General features: G+C 54.3%; 17 protein-coding genes. 15 read left to right on the top strand and 2 right to left on the bottom strand.

The features are described 5' to 3' along the window. Nucleotides 1-43 precede the first annotated feature (43 nt). Nucleotides 44-121 (bottom strand): hypothetical protein, encoded by a 78-nt coding sequence (locus FDW95_RS24155; RefSeq protein WP_349290505.1) that lies wholly within the window; start codon nt 119-121, stop codon nt 44-46. 205 nt (nt 122-326) lie between these two features. On the opposite strand from FDW95_RS24155, the gene FDW95_RS08325 reads away from it, so the two are divergent. From FDW95_RS08325 to FDW95_RS08295, 6 genes are all read left to right on the top strand, one after another. After that, the gene (locus FDW95_RS08325; protein WP_212734295.1) at nt 327-1,010 is read left to right on the top strand and encodes a hypothetical protein; all 684 of its coding nucleotides are present in this window, start codon (nt 327-329) and stop codon (nt 1,008-1,010) included. Between the two features lie 343 nt (nt 1,011-1,353). After that, nucleotides 1,354-1,851 carry an adhesin gene (locus FDW95_RS08320; protein ID WP_181883344.1) on the top strand — a complete coding sequence of 166 codons (498 nt, stop codon included), beginning with the start codon at nt 1,354-1,356 and terminating at the stop codon, nt 1,849-1,851. Between the two features lie 409 nt (nt 1,852-2,260). Continuing rightward, a complete protein-coding gene (locus FDW95_RS08310) occupies nt 2,261-2,506 on the top strand; it encodes a YmjA family protein (RefSeq protein ID WP_115259298.1) in 246 nt (81 codons plus the stop codon). A gap of 74 nt (nt 2,507-2,580) precedes the next feature. Beyond that, on the top strand, nt 2,581-3,057 hold the full coding sequence (locus FDW95_RS08305; RefSeq protein ID WP_096758143.1) for a cold shock domain-containing protein: 477 nt from the start codon (nt 2,581-2,583) through the stop codon (nt 3,055-3,057). Between the two features lie 257 nt (nt 3,058-3,314). Next, the gene (locus FDW95_RS08300; RefSeq protein WP_096758142.1) at nt 3,315-3,809 is read left to right on the top strand and encodes a molybdopterin-dependent oxidoreductase; all 495 of its coding nucleotides are present in this window, start codon (nt 3,315-3,317) and stop codon (nt 3,807-3,809) included. A gap of 17 nt (nt 3,810-3,826) precedes the next feature. Next, nucleotides 3,827-5,815, top strand: a complete 1,989-nt coding sequence (locus tag FDW95_RS08295; protein ID WP_115259296.1) for a GGDEF domain-containing phosphodiesterase — start codon at nt 3,827-3,829, stop codon at nt 5,813-5,815. A gap of 29 nt (nt 5,816-5,844) precedes the next feature. Here FDW95_RS08295 and FDW95_RS08290 read toward each other — a convergent pair whose 3' ends face one another. Beyond that, nucleotides 5,845-6,657: a DNA-binding transcriptional regulator gene (locus FDW95_RS08290; RefSeq protein WP_135912487.1), complete on the bottom strand. Its 813-nt coding sequence runs from the start codon at nt 6,655-6,657 to the stop codon at nt 5,845-5,847. A gap of 191 nt (nt 6,658-6,848) precedes the next feature. On the opposite strand from FDW95_RS08290, the gene FDW95_RS08285 reads away from it, so the two are divergent. The 9 genes from FDW95_RS08285 to mmuM form a co-directional block, all read left to right on the top strand. Continuing rightward, nucleotides 6,849-8,513 carry a bifunctional 3-(3-hydroxy-phenyl)propionate/3-hydroxycinnamic acid hydroxylase gene (locus tag FDW95_RS08285; protein WP_096758139.1) on the top strand — a complete coding sequence of 555 codons (1,665 nt, stop codon included), beginning with the start codon at nt 6,849-6,851 and terminating at the stop codon, nt 8,511-8,513. A gap of 1 nt (nt 8,514) precedes the next feature. Then, the gene (gene mhpB, locus FDW95_RS08280) at nt 8,515-9,459 is read left to right on the top strand and encodes a 2,3-dihydroxyphenylpropionate/2,3-dihydroxicinnamic acid 1,2-dioxygenase (protein WP_096758138.1); all 945 of its coding nucleotides are present in this window, start codon (nt 8,515-8,517) and stop codon (nt 9,457-9,459) included. 28 nt (nt 9,460-9,487) lie between these two features. After that, nucleotides 9,488-10,354, top strand: coding sequence for a 2-hydroxy-6-oxonona-2,4-dienedioate hydrolase (gene mhpC / locus FDW95_RS08275; protein ID WP_115259292.1), 867 nt, complete (start codon nt 9,488-9,490; stop codon nt 10,352-10,354). Between the two features lie 9 nt (nt 10,355-10,363). Then, entirely contained in the window at nt 10,364-11,173 is an 810-nt protein-coding gene (gene mhpD / locus FDW95_RS08270; RefSeq protein ID WP_115259290.1) for a 2-keto-4-pentenoate hydratase, read from the top strand. Continuing rightward, on the top strand, nt 11,170-12,120 hold the full coding sequence (gene mhpF / locus FDW95_RS08265; protein ID WP_096758135.1) for an acetaldehyde dehydrogenase: 951 nt from the start codon (nt 11,170-11,172) through the stop codon (nt 12,118-12,120). Before mhpD ends, mhpF begins: the two co-directional genes overlap by 4 nt. After that, the gene (gene mhpE / locus FDW95_RS08260; protein WP_096758134.1) at nt 12,117-13,130 is read left to right on the top strand and encodes a 4-hydroxy-2-oxovalerate aldolase; all 1,014 of its coding nucleotides are present in this window, start codon (nt 12,117-12,119) and stop codon (nt 13,128-13,130) included. The genes mhpF and mhpE overlap by 4 nt, the downstream gene beginning before the upstream one ends. Before the next feature lie 68 nt (nt 13,131-13,198). Then, a complete protein-coding gene (gene mhpT / locus FDW95_RS08255) occupies nt 13,199-14,413 on the top strand; it encodes a 3-(3-hydroxy-phenyl)propionate transporter MhpT (RefSeq protein ID WP_115259987.1) in 1,215 nt (404 codons plus the stop codon). Nucleotides 14,414-14,690: 277 nt separating this feature from the next. Further along, nucleotides 14,691-16,094, top strand: a complete 1,404-nt coding sequence (gene mmuP, locus FDW95_RS08250; RefSeq protein ID WP_115259288.1) for an S-methylmethionine permease — start codon at nt 14,691-14,693, stop codon at nt 16,092-16,094. After that, nucleotides 16,081-16,956 (top strand): homocysteine S-methyltransferase (gene mmuM, locus FDW95_RS08245; protein WP_249358974.1); only part of this gene is annotated, 876 nt, incomplete at its 3' end. The genes mmuP and mmuM, both read left to right, overlap by 14 nt.

Here is a 16,956-nt window from a genome sequence, read left to right as displayed (position 1 = left end):
CAAAGATCCCGGTCAAATCGTACCGGGACCTTCTTTTTAACCGTCAACCCTTAACCGGCTCGATCATCAGCCTTCCCAGCTCCACGCTGACCGTGACCGGGGTGTCGGTGCTGAATCCCACCTCTTCCAGCCAGTTACCGTTCAGGTGAGACTGGGTTGGCAGGAATAGTACGTAGTCCTTTGGGAACGTGCTCTTTAATAGCACCGGGAAAATGGAAAACGGGGAGCAAAACCGCGTATCGGGGCGTTGTGTCCGGCGCAGCGGAATGCAGCGGGAAAAACGAGTTGTAAGCTGCTGAGAGAACAGGAAAAATGCTGTTGCGGCGGTGAGGTTCGCAACGGATAAAGTTGTTGTTGAGAATAACTCGCTGGCGCATGTACTGGCAGCAGTGGAAGCGAACAAAGCAGGGACTGCAGAGAAATGGCAGGAAGAGCAGCAGGCTGCGATTAGAGAGGCGTGCAGTGGTGGTACGCCTGTGTCATGTCAGATGGTGGTGGCTATGGGTACCGTGATGTCCGGCGGTCTTCTTCCTGAAGCAATGGTGATTTCTGGTGCAATCAGTGCAGGGGCTGTTGGTGGTATTGATTATGCGATGAATGGTTCCGTTGATCCTAATAATGTCATCGCAGCATATTGGGTTGGAGTGCTGACCAGAAGTACTGGCTTGGAAGCGACAATGTCCATAAATGCTGCTGGAGGAGCTACAACAAGTTATCTTGATGGCAAAAATCCATGGGTAGGTGGACTGGTTAGCGGTCTCACAGGCGGAGTGGCCTATGGAGTAGGAAATAAAGTTGTTGGACCTGCTATGGATGAAGTTTTCAATCCTGTTTGGAAAAGTTTAGGATGGGACGACATAGGGATGGGAATATCTAAGCCCGTTCAACCAAGCTTATGGCCTTCAGTTGCTGGAGCTACGAGTGGATCTTCAGGTGGTGAATACATTTCCAATAAGGTAAATGACAAGATAGATGAAGTGAAGAGTAATAATGGAGGCAATAATAAATGAAGTTTATTCCCGTTTTTCTATATTATTTTCTTGCTACATTTATGACCGTAGCCTTGGCATTAATGCTAATAGGCACAGCCATTGATGTTTTCTTTTGGCTGTTTTACAAAATACCTTTCAACTTTTCTATGAAAGAATTTATTAACTATTTAAAATAGCCTGCATTACAGGCGGTGTGTGCGGAATTGGTGGTGTGTATTATTACACCAGAACAATGAAACGACAGTGAATACGTAGGGACAGATAACAATACCCTATTTAGTCACTGGGTTGTTGCGGAGAATAACCAGATGACGGGAGTGAGGATGCTCAGGCAGCATGGATACGTCAGCATGGGATAGATATGGCGAGTTGTTCGGATAATCCTGGTGGAGCCGCCTGTCAGAAAGCGATAAATAAACGTGATTCAGTGGCATTTGCAATGGCCTCAGCAGGGCTGACTTATCTGCCGGGAGGGATGCAGCTAACTGCAGGAATTGGTGGGACAGCCAATGCGGGTATTCAGTATCTTGCCAATGGCACAGTCAATCCAACAGATGTCCTGATTGCCAGTTATGTTGGAGCATTTACTGCAGGTACGGGAGTCTGGGGAACAGTAGGCTGGAATGCGGCGGGTGGTGCAACGTCAAGTTATCTGAACAGAGATGATCCATTTAAAGGTGGTGTAATAAGTGGTACCGCTTCGGGTATCGGATATGGATTAGGTAAGGCTGCCACAATTTCATTAGATAAATGGGTTCATACATGGAAAAATTACGAGTGGGTTAATATGGGGATGGGAGTAAGTAAACCATTACCTTTATCACCAATACCTGGAACATCTGGTAACGCTATATCATAAATCATAACAGAAACAACAGGGCAAGGCGGTTCTAAAACTACTAATAATTTACAGTGAGGAACTGGGAATGAAAAATAACTTCTTTCGATGGTTCGTTGTTTTCATTACTCTGATGATGGCTATGAGTTCAATTTCATTTTTTGCACTTTTTATTAAGCCTGTTGTTTCCTATTTTGAAACAGGAGTTATTAATGTATCCATTATTAATTGTTTTTTTCTGAGTATAAAAATGGGGCCATTTAAATGTAATGAGATTTATTAAATTCGAAGTGGCTCCAGAAAATATTGCGGATATATGAAACATATTGCAGTCAATAAAACAGATCGCTAACGGTGAAATAAGAATGCTATCATTCACTCCAGACGCGGCAGACAACTGCTGGCACACGCATTCACCCCGGAGCACCTGATGAACAACGACATTCCGCTAAAATATTATGATATCGCCGACGAGTACGCGACCGAGGCCGCAAAGCCGGTTAGCGACGCGGAACGCGACGCGCTGGCGCACTACTTCCAACAGTTGATCGTCCGTTTGATGAACAACGAAGAGATCGGCGAAGACGCGCAGCAAGAGATGGCAACCGTGGCCGGGATTGACGCACAGCGTATCGATGATATCGCCGAGTTCCTCAACCGCTGGGGCAACGAGTAGCCAAAGACGTGGCCGATGTTTTACACTGCGCGCAAATTTTACGAGTATGACGTTTTAATCAGGCGGAAACAGCAATGAACGGAACAATCACAACGTGGTTTAAAGATAAAGGCTTTGGATTTATCAAAGATGAAAACGGCGATAACCGCTATTTTCATGTGATTAAGGTTGCTAATCCTGAGCTGATCAAGAAAGACGCGGCGGTGACCTTCGAGCCGACCACTAACAACAAAGGCCTGTCAGCCTATGCGGTGAAAGTGGTGCCCGACAGCAAATACATCTATATCGCGGGTGAGCGCCTGAAACTCACGGCGATCAAGTCCTGGGTGGTGTATAGCGAAGAAGTGCCGGTTGAAACCCGCATTGATAAAGAAAATGCGGTGCTGTCCGTGGGCGCGCTGATGAACAGCATTAAGCCGAAGTCAGACGTCAAGCCTGGCGAAATGCGTTCGCTGAAAAAGCTGGCCATCACTACTTTCCAGGGTACGACGCTGATCTTCTCGGAAGATGAGATAGACATCGAAGAAACGGTAAAGCTGCTTAAAGTCTAAAGCGCTCCAGGCTGAACGTGTGCCGAAATTCTGCTCATTTTATGAGCGGGTTTCGGTTTTTTTTGGCCTGCATGGTGGCAGGCGGACATTGTCTGAGCTATTAATTAGTATAAAAATGGAGTGATGGCTAACCTGTTGATTTTGATGATTTAAAATATGAATGGGTTTATTGCACCAATAATATCCAGGCAGCATATGTAAATAGCATTATAACTAAATTATAATTCGTTTACATCCGGTCGGCAGGCGAGGTTAAAATGCGATTAATTGTTATGTTGTTAAGCTTTGTCGTCTCCACACAGCTCTGGGCGGGTGAACTTTCTAAACCTGCCGGTAAAGCCCTTTTAACGCTGTCCGGTAATATAGAAAATACAAATGAAGACGGGAAAGCCGTTTTTGATATTGCCAGCCTTGAGAAGCTGGGCATGGTCAGTTTCCAGACCACCTCGCCCTGGTATAATGGACGCACTACCTTTACGGGTATTCCACTGCAAAAGCTCATGGATTATGTTGGCGCGAAAGGTTCTGTGGTTAAGGTCACCGCGCTCAATGACTACACCACGGTTATCCCACTCAGTGATTTCAAAAAATATAATGTTATCCTGGCTGTAAAAATCAACGAAAAATACATTCGCGTCCGTGATAAAGGTCCCTTATTCATTGTGTACCCCTATGACAGCATGCCTGAACTGAATAATCAGGTTTTTTATGCACGCTCAGCATGGCAGGTCAGCAGAATGAATATTGAGTAGGAGTTCAGAAGAACATCATGAACAGAATACTGGCGGGCATCATATTTTCTCTTTTTATATCTACCGGGTATATCTCTTACCTCGTGCATGAACGGCAACAAGAGTTACAGAAACTGACTCACTACACCGATTCATGGTCCGCTGCACAACTGGTATCAGAATACTACCGTTTTGAGTCATGGCTTGGTCTTTACACTATCGATGATTCTATGAACCTCGATGATGTACGTCTGCGCCTCGACATCATGCTCAGCCAGAATGATTTAATGAAAGAAGGTGAGTTGGGACATTATATACAAAATAATGAAGCGCATGGTGAACTGGCTTTACAACTGGAAAACACACTTAACTATCTGGATGTTCATCTTGAGAAAATGAATCGTTCAGAGCTCCAGACATACTTGAAAAAAATGCATGCGCTGGATGCGCCGCTAGGCCGCCTTTCATCCGGTGCGCTAAATAAAGATGTTAACTCGATTAATAGTACAAACCTCAAAATTCAAGCGCTGTACTATATTTATTCAGCGATCTCAGTACTGCTGATTATACTGAGTGCGATACTGGGCGTGCTGATATTCTATCAGAACAGGAATATTTTGCAGGCGCATCTTCAGGTTAAGCGTCTTGCTGAAGAATTGCAGAAATCTAAAGAAAAACTGCAAATCCAGAATACAAAACTGGAATATGACGTCTACCATGATTCTCTTACCGAGATGAATAACCGCCAGCTTTTTTGGGAAGATTTAAATAAAACCATCGAGACGGCAGGAAAGAATAATAGTTCTGTGACAGTGATGTTGTTTGATTTAGACCGATTCAAAGAGGTCAATGATACGTATGGCCATGATGTCGGTGATTCATTGTTACGTCAGATATCCCATCGCCTGGTTTCGATGAGCCTGACTTCAGATACGCTTTATCGCTTAGGTGGGGATGAGTTTGCGTTTCTCTCGACGGGTCTGACTGAGAGTCATGCTGTTTCTCGCGCGCAAAAAATATGTGAATTTATCAACCAGCCCTACACGATTTATAACACGATTATCAACATTACTACCTGCGTTGGCATTGTTATTTCCGAAACTGAACGCCGCTCCGACTATCTATATAAATTTGCCGATCTCGCCCTATATGAAGCCAAAAAAGAAGGTTCTGGTAAGATAAAAGTCTTCCGGCAACGAATGTTAGATAAGTTGCAAGAAAGCAGAACCCTTGAGCATGATATGGCGATGGCAATAGCGAATAAAGAATTCGTGGTTTATTACCAGCCGATTGTAGATTCTTTCAGCAGGGAAATTTACAGCTATGAAGCCCTTATCCGCTGGATACATCCTCTTAAAGGCCTGCTGTCGCCGGATAGCTTTATTCCTGTTGCTGAAAAAACAGGAATGATTAATGAGATGGGGAAATCGGTGCTTGAAATGGCCTGCAGGGAAGCGGCTTCCTGGGCGGTTCCGGCTAAAATTTCAGTCAATGTCTCGCCTGTCCAGCTAAGCAGCAAAGCCTTTGCCGGAATAGTGTTGTCTATTCTGAAAGAAACAGGGCTTCCGGCTGACCGTCTTGAACTGGAAGTAACGGAATCCTCTCTCTTTACTGACAGCAATACGCCGATGAATACGCTTAACAGGCTCAGAGCCCTGGGCGTGAAAATCTCCATTGATGATTTTGGTACGGGATACTCTTCGCTTTCGCGGCTGAGCAGGCTTGCCTTCGACAAAATCAAAATAGACAAGTCCTTTGTGCATTCGATATCTACACAGGAAGACGCCCTTAACATCATCAAACTTATCACCGGTATGGCGAAATCTCTCAATATGAAGGCGGTTGCAGAAGGGGTTGAAACACAGGAACAACTGGAAAGTCTTCAGGCTCTGGGCTGCGATTTCGCACAAGGCTATCTGTTTGGTAAACCTCAACCTGGTATTGATGGAAAAATCAGAAACGGTAAATCGCGAACGTCTCTGCTGGCAGATAACGACGACACATTGCGCAGTGAACGTGGCTCTTAATCAGAGGGGGAGGGGAAATGTGATCCATCTCACCTCCCGGCAACCAAAATCTCCTGTGACGCCACGCCGTCTTCGATCTGCTTCGCCACTTTTTGTAAGGCCGGAAGGTGTTTTTCCGCGGCCTGTTCGATGGTCATCGCACTGGCCATATACACCAGGTTCAGGCAGCCGATCACCCGCTGTTCGCTGCGGATTGGCACGGCGATAGAGGCGATTTTCTCCTCCTGATCCCAGCCGCGATAGTTCTGTCCAAAACCGTCTTTGCGCGCGCGAGTCAGGATGGCGTCCAGCTTCAGCGGTTCGCGCGCCAGCTGGAATTCTTCTCCCGGTCGCGATGCCAGTATTTCGATCAGCTCCTGACGTTCATTCTCCGGACAAAACGCCAGCCAGGTCAGGCCGGAGGCGGTTTTCAGCAACGGTAGACGACGCCCGACCATCGCCCGGTGAAATGACAGGCGGCTGAAGCGGTGGGTGGTTTCACGCACCACCATGGCATCGACGTCGAGCGTGGAAACGTCGGTCGGCCAGATGACCTCGCGCAGTAAATCCCCCAGCAGCGGCGCGGCCAGCGCGGAAATCCACTGCTCGTCACGAAATCCCTCGCTGAGCTGACGAACTTTGATGGTTAAGCGAAAGCTGTCATCGGACAGGCTGCGCCGGACGTAACCCTCATCCTGCAACGTTTCCAGCAGTCGTCTGACCGTGGTGCGGTGCAGGCCGCTCAGCTCTGCCAGCAGACCAACGCTGGCCCCACCGTCGAGCCGGTTTAACATATTTAATAACATTAACCCGCGGGTTAATCCGCGCACGGTTTTGTATTCGGTACTCTCGTCACTTTTCATATTCGTTGACAAATCTACAGATAAAACAACGTAGTGCACTAAGTGCACATCCAGGTATGTTTTGATTGTAGCGCAAAAACACCCTCCTATACTGACCGCACAATAAAAAATTATTCACATATTTTTAACAAAGCCAGGTGCGTCTCTCCAGAGGCTGCCATGACGTTTTGTCCGCGTAGTGAGGTTCTGAAATGACAACGATAAACCCGGATATCCAACCCGCTGTGCAACACACCGTGCAGGTGGCGATTGCCGGAGCCGGTCCGGTGGGGCTGATGATGGCGAACTATCTCGGCCAGATGGGCATTGAGGTGCTGGTGGTGGAGAAGCTCGATGCGCTGATCGACTATCCGCGCGCCATCGGCATTGACGATGAAGCGCTGCGCACCCTGCAGTCCGTCGGTCTGGTCGATAACGTGCTGCCGCACACCACGCCATGGCATGCGATGCGCTTTCTTACCCCCAAGGGCCGCTGCTTTGCTGATATCCAGCCAATGACCGACGAGTTTGGCTGGTCGCGCCGTAATGCGTTTATTCAGCCGCAGGTAGACGCGGTGATGCTGGAAGGGCTGTCGCGGTTTCCCAACGTGCGTTGCCTGTTCTCTCGCGAGCTGGAGGCGTTCAGTCAGAAGGATGGCGAAGTGACGCTGAACCTGAAGGCACCGGACGGTCAGCGTGAAACGGTGCAGGCCCAGTGGCTGGTGGCCTGCGATGGCGGCGGCAGCGTCGTCAGGCGCTCGCTGAATGTGCCATTCGAAGGTAAAACCGCGCCAAATCAGTGGATTGTGGTGGATATCGCCAATGATCCGCTCAGCACCCCACACGTGTATCTGTGCTGCGATCCGGTGCGTCCGTATGTCTCCGCCGCACTGCCGCACGCGGTGCGCCGCTTTGAATTTATGGTGATGCCGGGGGAAACCGAAGCGCAGCTTAGCGAGCCGCAGAATATGCGCCAGTTGCTGAGCAAAGTGTTGCCGAACCCGGACAACGTTGAGCTGATCCGCCAGCGCGTGTATACCCATAACGCCCGTCTGGCCGAACGTTTTCGTATTGACCGCGTGCTGCTGGCGGGCGATGCAGCACACATTATGCCGGTCTGGCAGGGGCAGGGGTACAACAGCGGCATGCGCGATGCCTTCAACCTAGCGTGGAAACTGGCGCTGGTCATTGAGGGCAAAGCCGGTGATGCGCTGCTGGACACCTACCAGCAGGAACGCCGCGATCACGCCAAAGCCATGATTGATTTGTCTGTGACTGCGGGTAATGTGCTGGCACCGCCGAAACGCTGGCATGGCGCGGTGCGTGACGGCATTTCCTGGCTGCTGAACTACATTCCGCCGGTCAAACGCTACTTCCTCGAAATGCGCTTCAAGCCGATGCCGCAATATCACGTCGGGGCGCTGGTGCGTGAAGGCGACGCGAAAGCCTCCCCGGTCGGCAAGATGTTTATTCAGCCAAAGGTGACGCTGGAAACGGGTGACGTGACGCTGCTCGACAACGTCATCGGGCCGAATTTTGCGGTGATTGGCTGGGGCTGTAATCCGCTGTGGGGTATGAGTGACGAGCAAATCCAGCTGTGGCGCGCGCTCGGCACGCGGTTTATCCAGGTGGTGCCGGACACGCAGATCAATACCTCACAGGATAACCACGACGGGGTTATCCGTATTGGTGATACGCAAAATCGCCTGCGCGCGTGGTTTGCCCAACATAACGCCGCGCTGGTGGTGATGCGTCCGGATCGCTTCGTTGCTGCGGTTGCTATTCCGCAAACCCTGGGCAGCACCCTGAATAAACTGGCGTCGGTGATGACGCTCACCCGCACTCATGTCGCGGTTCCTGTCGAAAAGGTCGCCTGATATGCACGCTTATCTTCACTGTCTTTCCCACTCGCCGCTGGTGGGCTATGTCGACCCGGCACAGGCCGTGCTCGACGAGGTCAACGGGGTGATCGCCAGCGCCCGTGCGCGCATTGCGGCGTTCGATCCCGAACTGGTGGTGCTGTTTGCCCCCGATCACTACAACGGTTTTTTCTACGATGTGATGCCGCCGTTTTGCTTAGGCATTGGCGCCACGGCGATCGGTGATTTTGGCAGCGCGGCGGGAGAACTGCCGGTGCCGGCGGATCTCGCGGAAGCCTGCGCCCACGCGGTGATGAAAAGCGGCATCGATCTTGCCGTGTCGTACAACATGCAGGTCGATCACGGCTTTGCTCAGCCGCTGGAGTTTTTGCTCGGCGGGCTGGATAAGGTCCCGGTATTGCCGGTGTTTATTAACGGCGTCGCTACGCCGCTGCCGGGCTTCCAGCGCACTCGCCTGCTCGGCGAGGCGATTGGTCGGTTCACCAGCTCACTGAATAAACGCGTGCTGTTTATAGGCTCCGGTGGGCTGTCGCACCAGCCGCCGGTGCCCGAGCTGGCGAAGGCCGACGCCCACATGCGCGACCGTCTGCTTGGCAGCGGTAAGCAGTTGCCAGAAAACGAACGCCAGCTACGCCAGCAGCGGGTGATCAGCGCCGCCGAAAAGTTTGTTGAAGATCAGAACACGCTGCACCCGCTCAACCCCGTCTGGGATAACCGCTTTATGACTCTGCTTGAGCAGGGGCGTCTGGCGGAACTGGACGGCGTCAGCAACGAAGAGCTGTCCGCGATGGCGGGCAAATCGACGCACGAAGTGAAAACCTGGGTTGCCGCCTTCGCCGCTATTTCTGCTTTTGGTCACTGGCGCAGCGAAGGCCGTTACTACCGTCCGATCCCGGAGTGGATCGCCGGATTTGGCTCGTTGAGCGCCGCCACACAGAACTGAAACAGAACTGAACATGCAGGAGAACATCATGACTTACCAACTGCAAACCGAAGCCGCCAGCAGCCGTTTTCTTGAGGTGCAGGAAGCTGGCGAAACCCTACGCGTACATGTCAATGACTGTGGGCAGGGCGAAGAGACCGTTGTGCTGCTGCACGGATCCGGCCCGGGCGCCACGGGCTGGGCCAACTTCAGCCGCAATATCGATCCGCTGGTTGAGGCCGGTTACCGGGTGATCCTGTTGGATTGCCCGGGCTGGGGGAAAAGCGATGGGATCGTTAACCGCGGGTCGCGATCAGATCTGAACGCCCGCATCCTGAAAAGTGTGGTCGATCAGCTGGATCTTCAGCAAGTCCACTTACTGGGCAACTCGATGGGCGGCCACAGCGCCGTGGCGTTCACCCTGAGCTGGCCGGAGCGCGTGGGCAAGCTGGTGCTGATGGGCGGTGGGACGGGCGGTATGAGCCTGTTTACGCCAATGCCAACTGAAGGCATCAAGCGCCTGAACCAGCTGTATCGCGAGCCGACCATCGAGAATCTGAAGTTGATGATGGACATCTTTGTGTTCGACACCAGCGACTTGACCGACGCGCTGTTTGAGGCACGACTCAATAACATGCTGTCGCGTCGCGATCACCTGGAAAACTTTGTCCAGAGCCTGGAAGCCAATCCAAAACAGTTCCCGGACTTTAGTCCGCGTCTGGCGGAGATCAAAGCCCAGACTCTGATTGTCTGGGGACGCAACGATCGCTTCGTGCCGATGGACGCCGGGCTGCGCCTGCTCGCCGGAATTGCGGGTTCAGAGCTGCACATTTACCGCGACTGCGGGCACTGGGCGCAGTGGGAACATGCGGACGCCTTTAATCAGCTGGTGCTGAACTTCCTCGCGCGACCTTAAGGAACGGAAATGACGAATCGTAATCTTGAACAGTTAGCCGCTGATTTACGCCAGGCACAGGAGCAGGGTGTCGCGATTGCCCCGCTGCGCGAATTGATTGGTGTGGACAACGCCGAGGCGGCCTACGCCATTCAGCACATCAACGTGCAGCACGACGTGGCGCAGGGGCGTCGCGTGGTTGGGCGTAAGGTGGGGCTGACGCACCCGAAAGTCCAGCAGCAACTGGGGGTCAGTCAGCCCGACTTCGGCACGCTGTTTGCCGACATGTGTTACGGCGATAACGACACCATCCCGTTTGAGCGCGTGCTGCAACCGCGGATTGAAGCGGAGATTGCGCTGGTGCTGAACCGCGACCTGCCTGCGACCGACACCACGTTTGATGAGCTGGTTAACGCCATCGAGTGGGTGCTGCCCGCAATGGAAGTGGTCGGCAGCCGTATTCGCGACTGGTCGATTCAATTTGTTGATACCGTGGCGGATAACGCCTCCTGCGGCGTGTACGTGGTTGGCGGCCCGGCGCAGCGCCCGGCGGGGTTAGATCTGAAAAACTGCACGATGAAAATGACGCGTAATAACGAGGAGGTTTCCAGCGGGCGCGGTAGCGAATGTCTGGGGCATCCGATCAACGCCGCCGTTTGGCTGGCGCGCAAAATGGCCAGCCTCGGCGAGCCGCTACGTGCCGGAGACATCATTCTCACTGGGGCGTTAGGCCCGATGGTCGCGGTAAATGCGGGTGATCGTTTTGAGGCCCATATCGAGGGTATTGGTTCAGTCGCCGCCACGTTCTCTGCGGCGGTTACAAAAGGAAGTCAGTCATGAGTAAGCGTAAAGTTGCCATTATCGGCTCCGGTAATATCGGCACCGATTTGATGATTAAAATTCTGCGTCACGGCAAGCAGCTTGAGATGGCGGTGATGGTCGGTATCGACCCGGGATCCGACGGTCTGGCGCGCGCCAGACGCATGGGCGTCGCCACCACCCATGAAGGGGTAACGGGGCTGATGGCAATGCCGGAATTTGCCGATATCGACATCGTGTTTGACGCCACCAGCGCGGGTGCGCACGTGAAAAATGACGCCGCCTTACGCGCGGTTAAGCCGGGGATCCGCCTGATCGACCTGACGCCGGCGGCGATTGGCCCGTACTGCGTGCCGGTAGTGAATCTCGAGGCCAACGTGGATCGGCTGAACGTCAATATGGTGACCTGTGGCGGCCAGGCGACCATCCCGATGGTGGCGGCGGTGTCCCGCGTGGCGCGGGTGTATTACGCCGAGATTATCGCCTCTATTGCCAGTAAGTCCGCGGGGCCGGGCACGCGCGCCAATATTGATGAATTTACCGAAACCACCTCGAAGGCGATTGAAGTGGTGGGCGGTGCCGAGAAAGGCAAAGCGATTATTGTGCTCAACCCAGCGGAGCCGCCGCTGATGATGCGCGACACGGTGTATGTGCTGAGCGAAGAGGCTTCTCAGGCAGAAATTGAGGCGTCGATTAACCAAATGGCAGCGGCGGTACACGCGTACGTGCCGGGCTACCGCCTGAAACAGCGCGTGCAGTTTGAGGTCATCCCACAGGATAAACCGGTGAATCTGCCGGGTATTGGCCAGTTCTCCGGCCTGAAAACTGCGGTGTATCTGGAAGTGGAAGGTGCGGCGCACTACCTGCCAGCCTACGCGGGCAATCTCGATATTATGACCTCCAGCGCGCTGGCGACCGCTGAAAAGATGGCACAGTCACTCGCGCGTCAGGCAGGAGAAGCAGCATGAACGGTAAAAAACTCTATATCTCTGACGTGACCTTGCGTGACGGCATGCACGCTATTCGTCATCAATATTCGCTGGAAAACGTCCGCCAAATAGCTAAAGCGCTGGACGATGCGCGTGTCGATTCCATTGAGGTGGCGCACGGCGACGGGTTACAGGGCTCCAGCTTTAACTACGGCTTTGGCGCGCACAGCGATCTGGAATGGATTGAAGCGGCGGCGGACGTGGTGGAGCACGCCAAAATCGCCACGCTGTTGCTGCCGGGTATCGGCACGATTCATGACCTGAAAAACGCATACCAGGCCGGTGCGCGGGTGGTGCGCGTGGCGACCCACTGCACCGAAGCGGACGTGTCGGCCCAGCATATTCAGTATGCGCGCGAGCTGGGCATGGACACCGTCGGTTTTCTGATGATGAGCCACATGACCACGCCGGAGAAACTGGCGCAGCAGGCGAAGCTGATGGAAAACTACGGTGCAACCTGTATCTATGTGGTCGATTCCGGCGGGGCAATGAACATGACGGACATTCGCGATCGCTTCCGCGCCCTGAAAGCGGTGCTGAAGCCGGAAACGGAAACCGGGATGCATGCCCACCACAACCTGAGCCTCGGTGTGGCGAACTCCCTGGCCGCAGTGGAAGAGGGTTGTGACCGTATTGATGCCAGTCTGGCGGGCATGGGCGCAGGGGCGGGCAATGCGCCGCTGGAGGTGTTTATCGCCGCTGCGGATAAGCTCGGCTGGCAGCACGGCACCGACCTTTACGCGCTGATGGATGCCGCCGACGATTTAGTCCGTCCGCTGCAGGACCGCCCGGTGCGGGTGGATCGCGAAACGCTGGCGCTGGGTTATGCCGGGGTCTATTCCAGCTTCCTGCGTCATTGTGAAGTGGCGGCGGCGCGCTATGGTCTGAGCGCGGTGGATATTCTGGTTGAACTGGGCAAACGCCGAATGGTGGGCGGCCAGGAAGATATGATCGTCGACGTGGCGCTGGATCTGCGCAACAGCAAATAAAAATAATGACGCGGCTGGCAACGTATCAGCCGCGCTTCACCTGCATCGTGACCTCAGAGGTACACCTCATGACAACCCGTACCCCCGCATCCTCATCCCGTCTGACGCTGACCGTCGGGCTGTGTTTTTTAGTCGCCCTGATGGAAGGGCTGGATTTACAGGCCGCCGGTATCGCTGCCGTCGGCATCGCCCAGGCTTTTGCGTTAGATAAAATGCAGATGGGCTGGATCTTCAGCGCCGGTATTCTGGGATTACTGCCCGGCGCGCTGGTGGGCGGTATGCTGGCTGACCGCTATGGGCGCAAGCGGATCCTTATTGGCTCCGTGGCGCTGTTTGGCCTGTTTTCGCTGGCGACGGCGATATCCTGGGATTTCTCGTCGCTGGTGTTTGCCCGCCTGATGACCGGTGTCGGGTTGGGGGCGGCGTTGCCGAACCTGATCGCGCTGACCTCCGAAGCCGCAGGCCCGCGCTTTCGCGGCACCGCGGTGAGCCTGATGTACTGCGGCGTGCCGATTGGCGCAGCGCTGGCGGCGGCGCTGGGCTTTAGCGGTGTGGCCTCCGCCTGGCAAACGGTGTTTTGGGTTGGCGGGGTGATCCCGCTGTTGCTGGTGCCGTTGCTGATGCGTTGGCTACCGGAATCTCAAGTGTATGCCCAGCAAACGCAGGCGGCCGCCGCGCCGTTGCGTGCGCTGTTTGCCCCCGCCACAGCAACCGCCACGTTGCTGCTGTGGCTGTGTTATTTCTTCACCCTGTTGGTGGTGTATATGCTGATCAACTGGCTGCCGATGCTGCTGGTTGAACAAGGCTTTCGCCCCTCACAGGCGGCGGGCGTGATGTTTGCCCTGCAAATTGGCGCGGCCAGCGGGACGTTAATCCTCGGTGCATTGATGGATAAACTGCGCCCGGTGGTGATGTCGCTACTGATTTACACCGGGATGCTGGCTTCACTGCTGGCGCTCGGTACGGTGTCGTCATTGAGCGGTATGCTGGTGGCCGGATTTGTCGCAGGGATGTTTGCCACCGGCGGCCAAAGCGTGCTGTATGCGCTGGCTCCGCTGTTTTACAGCACCCCCATCCGCGCCACCGGCGTAGGCACCGCGGTGGCCGTTGGGCGCCTCGGGGCGATGAGTGGTCCACTGTTGGCGGGGAAAATGCTGGCGCTGGGCACTGGAACGGTAGGCGTGATGGCGGCCTCCGCACCGGGTATTTTGCTGGCCGGGCTGGCGGTGTTTGTGCTGATGAGCCGTAAATCACAGATACAGGTTCAAGCCAGCGACTCCTGACCGTGCGCTCATCCGGACGTATGAGGTGTGACGCGCGGTTCCTACTTTCGGGGGAACGTCATTGGACGTCTCCGTTGCCAGAGTTGAATAAACCCTGATAGCGGAGGCGTTATGGCCTGGCGACCTTTTTTGTATCTTATTGTTAATCCTCGTCCTGTGTTGAGCGCCCGGCGCGGGCATCTGCGTCTGGTGCAGGGCTAACTTTGCATTGTGTTTACAAACGCGGTATAACAAACCTTCTTTGGGCGTTTAGATGTCCATACGTTTAGAAGGTCATATGCAAACAACACAACAAAATGCGCCACTGAAGCGCACAATGAAAACGCGTCACCTGATTATGCTCTCTTTAGGTGGCGTGATTGGCACAGGGTTATTCTTTAATACCGGGTACATCATCTCCACCACCGGGGCGGCGGGGACGCTGCTGGCCTATTTGATTGGCGCGCTGGTGGTCTGGCTGGTGATGCAATGTCTGGGTGAACTGTCGGTGGCGATGCCGGAAACCGGCGCGTTTCACGTTTATGCTGCGCGCTATCTCGGCCCGGCGACGGGTTACACCGTAGCCTGGCTCTACTGGCTGACCTGGACCGTGGCGCTTGGCTCCAGCTTTACCGCCGCCGGTTTCTGCATGCAGTATTGGTTCCCACAGGTGCCGGTGTGGATCTGGTGCGTGGTTTTCTGCGTTGTTATCTTTGGCCTAAACGTCATTTCTACGCGCTTTTTTGCCGAAGGGGAATTCTGGTTCTCGCTGGTAAAAGTCATCACCATCATCGCCTTTATTATCCTCGGCGGGGCGGCCATTTTTGGCTTTATCCCGATGCAGGATGGTTCACCCGCGCCGGGGTTGAGCAATATCACCGCAGAAGGCTGGTTTCCACATGGCGGCCTGCCGATCCTGATGACCATGGTGGCGGTGAACTTTGCTTTCTCGGGAACCGAGCTTATCGGCATCGCGGCAGGCGAAACGGAAAACCCGCGCAAGGTGATTCCGGTGGCGATTCGTACCACTATCGCACGACTGATTATTTTCTTTATTGGCACCGTGTTTGTGCTGGCGGCATTGATCCCGATGCAGCAGGCGGGAGTGGAGAAAAGCCCGTTTGTGCTGGTGTTTGAGAAGGTGGGGATTCCATATGCGGCGGATATTTTTAACGTCGTGATCCTGACGGCCATTCTTTCAGCTGCGAATTCAGGATTGTATGCTTCCGGGCGCATGCTGTGGTCGCTGTCGAATGAACGTACGCTGCCCGCCTGTTTTGCGCGGGTAACCAAAAACGGCGTGCCGCTGACAGCCATATCGGTCAGCATGCTCGGCGGCGTGTTGGCGCTGTTTTCCAGCGTGATCGCCCCGGATACGGTATTTGTGGCGCTGTCGGCGATCTCCGGGTTTGCGGTGGTGGCGGTGTGGCTGAGCATCTGCGCTTCGCATTTTGTTTTTCGCCGCCGTCACTTACAGCAAGGAAAGGCTGTGAGTGAATTGCATTATCGTGCGCCGTGGTATCCGCTGGTTCCCGTATTGGGGTTTGTGCTGTGCCTGGTGGCCTGTGTCGGCCTGGCCTTCGATCCCGCGCAGAGAATTGCGTTGTGGTGCGGGTTACCGTTTGTGGCGTTGTGCTATGGTGCTTATTTCCTTACTCAACCCCGTAAAGTAAAACAGGAGCCACACCATGTCGCAGAATAATCCGTTACGTACCCTTCTTGAGAAACAGGATTTCCTGTTGCTGGATGGTGCGATGGCGACGGAACTGGAGGCGCGCGGCTGTAACCTGGCCGATAGCCTGTGGTCAGCGAAAGTGCTGGTAGAAAACCCGCAGCTTATCCGCGAAGTCCATCTAGATTACTACCGGGCGGGTGCTCAATGTGCGATCACCGCCAGCTATCAGGCCACGCCGGCAGGTTTTGCCGCCCGAGGTCTGGATGAGGCGCAGTCGAAGGCGCTGATTGGCAAAAGTGTGGAGCTGGCGCGTAAAGCGCGCGAGGCGTATCTGGCGGAAAACCCGCAGGCGGGTACATTGCTGGTGGCCGGGTCTGTGGGACCGTATGGCGCGTATCTGGCGGATGGCTCGGAATACCGTGGCGATTACGTGCGCAGCAAAGACGAGTTTCAGGGGTTTCACCGACCGCGCGTTGAAGTGCTGCTGGACGCCGGAGCTGACCTGTTAGCCTGCGAAACGCTGCCGAATTTTACTGAGATTAAGGCGCTGGCTGAACTGCTGGCGGAATACCCGCGTGCGCGTGCGTGGTTCTCGTTTACCCTACGTGACAGCGAACACCTGAGCGACGGCACGCCGCTGCGCGAAGTGGTGGCGTTACTGGCAAACTACCCGCAGGTGCTGGCTATTGGTATCAACTGCATTGCGCTGGAAAACACTACCGAGGCGTTGCAGCATTTACACGGCTTAACAGCGCTGCCGCTGGTGGTCTATCCCAACTCCGGCGAGCATTACGATGCGCAGAGCAAAACCTGGCACACTCACGGTGAAGCGTGTAAAACGCTGGCGGATTATTTACCCCAGTGGCGTGCGGCGGGCGCCCGGTTGATT

It is taken from the genome of Citrobacter sp. wls718, assembly GCF_005280945.1.
Lineage (GTDB): Bacteria > Pseudomonadota > Gammaproteobacteria > Enterobacterales > Enterobacteriaceae > Citrobacter > Citrobacter gillenii.
The sequence above is the reverse complement of the archived record's forward strand: the minus strand, read 5'-3'. Positions and strand labels throughout refer to the sequence as shown.

Coding starts and splice junctions, on each gene's coding strand:
- FDW95_RS08320 (WP_181883344.1), top strand. CDS start 1,354: ATGGCGAGTTGTTCGGATAATCCTGGTGGAGCCGCCTGTCAGAAAGCG.
- FDW95_RS08310 (WP_115259298.1), top strand. CDS start 2,261: ATGAACAACGACATTCCGCTAAAATATTATGATATCGCCGACGAGTAC.
- FDW95_RS08305 (WP_096758143.1), top strand. CDS start 2,581: ATGAACGGAACAATCACAACGTGGTTTAAAGATAAAGGCTTTGGATTT.
- FDW95_RS08300 (WP_096758142.1), top strand. CDS start 3,315: ATGCGATTAATTGTTATGTTGTTAAGCTTTGTCGTCTCCACACAGCTC.
- FDW95_RS08295 (WP_115259296.1), top strand. CDS start 3,827: ATGAACAGAATACTGGCGGGCATCATATTTTCTCTTTTTATATCTACC.
- FDW95_RS08290 (WP_135912487.1), bottom strand. CDS start 6,657: ATGAAAAGTGACGAGAGTACCGAATACAAAACCGTGCGCGGATTAACC.
- FDW95_RS08285 (WP_096758139.1), top strand. CDS start 6,849: ATGACAACGATAAACCCGGATATCCAACCCGCTGTGCAACACACCGTG.
- mhpB (WP_096758138.1), top strand. CDS start 8,515: ATGCACGCTTATCTTCACTGTCTTTCCCACTCGCCGCTGGTGGGCTAT.
- mhpC (WP_115259292.1), top strand. CDS start 9,488: ATGACTTACCAACTGCAAACCGAAGCCGCCAGCAGCCGTTTTCTTGAG.
- mhpD (WP_115259290.1), top strand. CDS start 10,364: ATGACGAATCGTAATCTTGAACAGTTAGCCGCTGATTTACGCCAGGCA.
- mhpF (WP_096758135.1), top strand. CDS start 11,170: ATGAGTAAGCGTAAAGTTGCCATTATCGGCTCCGGTAATATCGGCACC.
- mhpE (WP_096758134.1), top strand. CDS start 12,117: ATGAACGGTAAAAAACTCTATATCTCTGACGTGACCTTGCGTGACGGC.
- mhpT (WP_115259987.1), top strand. CDS start 13,199: ATGACAACCCGTACCCCCGCATCCTCATCCCGTCTGACGCTGACCGTC.
- mmuP (WP_115259288.1), top strand. CDS start 14,691: ATGCAAACAACACAACAAAATGCGCCACTGAAGCGCACAATGAAAACG.